Annotated in this window: 5 protein-coding genes and 1 pseudogene; 3 read left to right on the forward strand and 3 right to left on the reverse strand. The window is 65.6% G+C overall.

All coding sequences use genetic code 11. The features are described from left to right. The first annotated feature begins 233 nt into the window (after nt 1-233). The 3 genes from AC5E6L_RS13585 to AC5E6L_RS13595 are packed head-to-tail and all read left to right on the forward strand — an operon-like array spanning nt 234 to nt 3,267. Nucleotides 234-698, forward strand: coding sequence for a tripartite tricarboxylate transporter TctB family protein (locus tag AC5E6L_RS13585; RefSeq protein ID WP_491230854.1), 465 nt, complete (start codon nt 234-236; stop codon nt 696-698). Nucleotides 699-701: 3 nt separating this feature from the next. Continuing rightward, nucleotides 702-2,243: a tripartite tricarboxylate transporter permease gene (locus AC5E6L_RS13590; protein WP_491773987.1), complete on the forward strand. Its 1,542-nt coding sequence runs from the start codon at nt 702-704 to the stop codon at nt 2,241-2,243. Nucleotides 2,244-2,253: 10 nt separating this feature from the next. Continuing rightward, on the forward strand, nt 2,254-3,267 hold the full coding sequence (locus AC5E6L_RS13595) for an AbrB family transcriptional regulator (RefSeq protein ID WP_491773989.1): 1,014 nt from the start codon (nt 2,254-2,256) through the stop codon (nt 3,265-3,267). Nucleotides 3,268-3,405: 138 nt separating this feature from the next. On the opposite strand, the gene AC5E6L_RS13600 is transcribed toward AC5E6L_RS13595, so the two are convergent. From AC5E6L_RS13600 to AC5E6L_RS13610, 3 genes and pseudogenes are all read right to left on the reverse strand, one after another. Further along, complete coding sequence (locus tag AC5E6L_RS13600) at nt 3,406-4,194, reverse strand: ATP-binding cassette domain-containing protein (RefSeq protein WP_491773990.1); 789 nt, start codon at nt 4,192-4,194, stop codon at nt 3,406-3,408. A 1-nt stretch (nt 4,195) separates the two neighbouring features. After that, the gene (locus AC5E6L_RS13605) at nt 4,196-5,320 is read right to left on the reverse strand and encodes an ABC transporter permease (RefSeq protein WP_491229098.1); all 1,125 of its coding nucleotides are present in this window, start codon (nt 5,318-5,320) and stop codon (nt 4,196-4,198) included. A 62-nt stretch (nt 5,321-5,382) separates the two neighbouring features. Next, nucleotides 5,383-5,598: pseudogene (locus AC5E6L_RS13610) on the reverse strand (sugar ABC transporter substrate-binding protein); the annotation flags it as partial.

A 5,598-nucleotide genomic window follows, 5' to 3' on the forward strand; every position in this document is an offset into this window, starting at 1 on the left:
GCAAACTGTCCGCGCGGCCACCCAGAGCCTTTCATGCTTGGATGGAATCGTTCTGCCGGTGTCCCGCATCCGAGGTTCGTTCCATGAAGGCAGCGGGCTCGGGGCGAATTTCGGATTCGAAAGGACACGAGCGACTTATTGAATAAAGTGTGGTTTTGGATTTGAAGTTCGTTCACGCATGTGCCGCGAACAATGCGACGAACGTCAAATCCACCACACCAGGGAGGACCACCATGCCGTTATCCAAGGACCGGGTCGGCGGGCTCTTGCTGCTCGCCTTTTGCGTCACCTACGCGTTTCTGAGCCAGCAGATCCGCCTGCTGCCGTTTCAGGAGAATGTGGCCTTCCACGCGCGCACCATGCCCGAGGTGCTGTCGGTGCTGGGCATTGGCCTGTCGCTGATCGTCATCGTCTTCCCCGGCTCGAAGGCGCGGCTCGATTTCACCGGCTATGACTGGGTCAAGGTCGTTGTGTTCCTGGCGCTGATGTCGGCCTACGGCTTCACCATCCGCCCGCTCGGCTTCATCGCCTCCACGTCCCTGTTCCTGATGATCGGCTTCTGGCTGCTCGGCGAGCGGCGACCGCTGCATCTGATCGTCGTGGCCGTGCCGCTGGTCGTCCTGTTCTGGGTGCTGATGACGCAGGGGCTGGACGTGTTCATCGAGCCGCTGCCCACTTTCCTGCGCGGGGAGAGCTGAGCCATGGTCGAGGGCATCCTGATCGGCCTTGCGACGGCCCTTTCGTTCCAGAACATCATCTTCGTCATGATGGGGTGCCTGGCCGGCACCTTCATCGGGATGCTGCCGGGCCTTGGGCCCATGTCGGCGATCGCGCTGATGATCCCGATCGCGGCGACGCTTGAGCCGTCCGCCGGCATCATCCTGATGGCCGCCGTCTATTACGGCGCGATCTTCGGCGGCTCGACCTCGTCGATCCTGATCAACGCGCCGGGCGTCGCCTCGACGGTCGCCACCTCGTTCGACGGCTATCCCATGGCGAAGAGCGGCAAGGCCGGCAAGGCGCTGGCGATCGGCGCCTATTCGTCCTTTTCGGGCGGCGTCATCGCCGCATTGTTCCTGCTGGTCGCGGCGCCTTCGCTGGCCGCCGTCTCGCTGTCCTTCCATTCGACCGACTATTTCGCACTGATGGTGCTCGGCCTGGTCGCGGTGGCCGCCTTCGCCGGCAAAGGCGACATGGCCAAGGCGCTTCTGATGACCGTCGTCGGCCTGATGCTGTCGACGGTCGGCACCGACCAGACGCAAGGGGTTCCGCGCTTCACGCTCGGCATGATCGATCTTGTCGACGGCATTTCCTTCCTGCTGCTGGTGATGGCCACATTCGCGCTGTCCGAGGCGCTGATGGCGATCCTGAAGCCCAAGGGCGACGCGGACCGCCTCAAGGAGAAGGAAGCCTCGCAGAATCTGGGCTCGATGGCCGTCAGCAAGCAGGAAGTCAGGGAGATGGCGCCGGTGATCGGCCGGTCCTCGGTGCTGGGCTTCCTGATCGGCGTGCTGCCCGGCGCGGGCGCCACCATCGCCTCGTTCCTGGCCTACGGCACCGAGCAGCGCCTGGCCGGACCGGAAAAAGGCAAGCAGTTCGGCAAGGGCTCGGTGCGCGGCCTGTCGGCGCCCGAGACCGCAAACAACGCGGCGGCGACCGGCTCCTTCGTGCCGCTTTTGACGCTGGGCATTCCCGGTTCGGGAACGACGGCGATCATGCTCGGCGCGCTGATCGGCTACGGCATCCAGCCCGGCCCGCGCCTCTACATCGATCAGCCCGAGGTGTTCTGGTCGGTGATCGTGTCGATGTGGATCGGCAACATCGTGCTGCTGATCCTCAACCTGCCGCTGATCCCCTATATCGCCCGCGTTCTGGCGATCCCGTCGCGCTTCCTTTTGCCGCTGATCCTGTTCTTTTCGCTGATCGGCGTCTATTTCGTGTCCTTCAACACGTTCGACATCCAGCTCATGGTGATCTTCGCGGTCTGCGCGGTGGTTCTGCGCATTCTCGATTTTCCCATGGCGCCGATGATCCTGGGCTTCATCCTGGGCGGCATGATGGAGGAGAATCTGCGCCGGGCGCTCCTGATCAACGACGATAGCTGGTCGTTCCTGTGGGAGCGCCCGCTGACGCTGACCATCCTGCTGATCGCCGCGGCATGCCTCGTCGCTCCGTTCGTGACCGGCAAGATCCGCCAGATGAAGGACCGCGCCTACGCGCGGACGACCAGTTCGGGCGATTGAGGGGACCGGCTTGAAGGCCACCGCACTTGCTTTGGCGATCGGGGCGGCCGGCGCGGCGCTGGCCTATCTGGCCTCCTTTCCGGCGCCGTGGCTCACGGGACCGGCCCTGTGCGTGACGGTCGCCGCGCTTGCCGGCCTGCGGCTCGCCATTCCCGATGCGCTGCGCAATGCATGCTTCATCGTCATCGGCATGACGATCGGCGCGGCGGTCACGCCCGAGATGGTCGCAACGGCCCTGCAATGGCCGGCCTCGATCCTGATCCTGTCGCTTGCCATGCTGGCCATCATGGGCCTGGGCGCCGCCATGCTCGAACGCGGCTTCGGCTATGGCCGGACCACCGCCCTGCTGGCCGCCGCGCCCGGCCATCTGAGCTTCGTGCTCGGTCTGAGCACGGCCGTGGCCAAAGCCGACGTCGCCGCCGTTTCCATCATCCAGTCGACGCGCGTTCTGGCGCTGACGCTGGTCGTTCCGTTTCTGGCCGTGGCGCTGGCGGGCGGAACGCTGGGCGAGGCGCTCCCCGAAGGGCAGCCGATGACGCTTATCGTTCTGGCCGCGACGGGCCTCGCCGCGCTCGCCGCCGCCTATCTGCTGGGGCGATTGCGCGTGCCCGCCGCCTTTCTTCTGGGCGGCATGCTCGCCTCTTCGGTCGGGCACCTGACAGACACGGGCCCGGGCCTCGTGCCGGTCTGGCTGTCGGTGCCGGGCTTCGTGGTGATGGGCACGCTGATCGGCACCCGCTTTTCAGGCGTCGCGCTCGCCGAAATCCGCAAGGCCGCGCTCGCCGCCCTGGCCTTCACCGCGCTCTCCGCGCTGGTCGCGACGCTTGCGGGGCTGGTCGCGGTCGTCGCGCTGGGCCTGCCGCTCGTCCAGTCGCTGGTCGCCTATGCGCCCGGCGGCCTGGAGGCGATGGCGGCCATGGCGCTTCTGTTGGGCGTCAATCCGGCCTTCGTCGCCGCCCACCATGTCAGCCGGCTGGTCTTGCTGACATTTCTGATCCCAGTGGTGCTGCGGCGCACGAGCTAGAGTGCGTCCGGCGAAAGCGGAATCACCGGAGCCGATAAGACAAGCGACAAAACAAAAGGGTGGAGCGTTTCTGCGTTTCCATGAAACGCATCTCCGCTCTAGGGTCTGTGGAGATTTAGCGCGTTCGTAGAGCGGGCCCTAAACCGTGCCGCCGAGCGAACCTTCGAGCTGGGCCATTTCCTGGCCGCCGGCCATCATGTCCTGCCACGCGTCCGGCGTGATCTGGCCGCGCTGGGCGGTGCCCAGCGTCTTGCCCCGGTTGAGCACGGTGAACCGGTCGCCCACCGCCAGCGCATGGCGCACATTGTGGGTGATGAACACGACGGCGATGTCCTTCTTGCGCACCTTGTCGATGGTGGCCAGCACGTTCGCCGTCTGGCGCACGCCGAGCGCCGATGTCGGCTCGTCGAGGATCAGCACCTTGGCGCCGAAATGGACCGCGCGCGCGATCGCCACCGTCTGGCGCTCGCCGCCCGACAACGTGCCGACGGCCTGGTCGGGTCCGCGCAGATTGATGCCCATCTTGCGCATCTCCTGCATGGTCACGCGGTTGGCGTGCTCATGGTTGAAGAAGGGAAGGCCGAGGCGCCGCACGGTCGGCTCGTTGCCCATGAAGAAATTGCGGCTGACGGACATGAGCGGGATCATCGCCAGGTCCTGATAGACAGTGGCGATGCCGGCCGCGATCGCATCGCGCGGATCGTCGAAATGCATGGGCCTGCCTTCGAACAGGATCGCGCCCCCGGTCGGCTTGTGCACGCCCGACATGGTCTTGATGAAGGTCGACTTGCCCGCGCCATTGTCGCCCAGAAGGCAGTGGCATTCGCCCCGATGGATGTCGACCGATACGCCGGCCAGCGCGATCACAGAGCCGAAATGCTTTTCGATGTCGCGCATCTCGATGATGGGTGCGTGCGTGGAAGCCATCTCAGCGCTCCCCCGTGATCATCCGGCGGATATAGGTGTTCAGGATCACCGCCATCAAAAGCAGCACGCCCAGGAACACGCGGAATAGCGAGCTTTCGACACCGGCGAAGAACAGGCCCTGCTGCACCACGCCGAAGATCAGCGCGCCGAGCGCCGCCCCGATCACAGAGCCGTAGCCGCCGGTGAGGAGCGCGCCGCCGATCACCACCGCGATGATCGCCTCGAACTCCTTGAGCAGGCCGCGGTCGGCGCCGGCCGAGCCGAACTCCATCACCTGGGCGGTGGCGAACACGCAGGCGCAAAAGGCGGTGAACATGAACATCAGGATCTTCACCCGGTTCACGGGCACGCCCACATAGCGCGCCGCCTGCGCGTCGCCGCCGGCGGCGAAGATCCAGTTGCCGAACCGGGTGCGGGTCAGAAGGATATGGCCGAAGACGACGAGCCCGATCGCCCAGACGATCAGCATCGGAATGCCGTCGACGACGGGCTCGCCCGCGCGCGTGCCGCGCTCGAAGGTGGCGATCAGGCCGTTGTCGCCCAGCCACCGGAACAGCCCGCCGAAAACCTCCCCGCCGAAGAGCGGCGCGAGCCAGTCGCCCCGCGCGGCCTCCGAAACCCCGCCGATGATCGTCTTGCGCTCGATGGTCTGCGGCAGATAGATCGTGAAGCCGCGCAGGATGAACAGGAAGGCGAGCGTGACGATGAAGCTGGGAAGGCCCGTGCGGACGACGATGAACCCGTTGAGCGCGCCGATGGCCACGCAGATGGCGAACGTGGACACGATCGCCATCCAGACCGGCCAGTCCATTGTCACCGAGAAGATGGCGATCATCATGCCTGCGAAGCCGATCATCGAGCCGACCGACAGGTCGAACTCGCCGGCGATCATCAAAAGGCACGCGCCCACGGCGATGATCATGAACTGCGCCGAGACGACCGACCAGTTCATGATGCCCTGCGGGTTGAACATGCCCGAATCGAAGGCCGTCAGAAGGAAGAAGGCGAAGACGATGATCGTGCCCGCGATACCGCCCAGCTCGGGACGGATCAGCGCCTTGCGCAGGCGCGACATCTGCTTGACGCGCTCGTCGGGCACGGCCTGGGTTTGCGCCGTCTCGGACATCGCCCTGGCTCCATTGGGAAAGTGAAGAAAATCGGCGGCCCGAGGGCCGCCGCGCAGGATCGTCAGCGGAACTCGCCGGCGAACATCTCGACCTTCTCAAGGCCGTCGGCGGTGACGAAGCCGGGGCCGGAATTGATGTTGTTGCCGGGCAGGACGCCGAACCGGTGATAGTTGGCCAGAACGATCACCGGCAGATAGGCCTGAAGGAAGGGCTGCTGGTCGATGCCCCACCGGATCACGCCGTCCCTGATGGCCTGCACGATATTGTCGCCCAGATC

The organism is Roseitalea sp. (assembly GCF_984466335.1).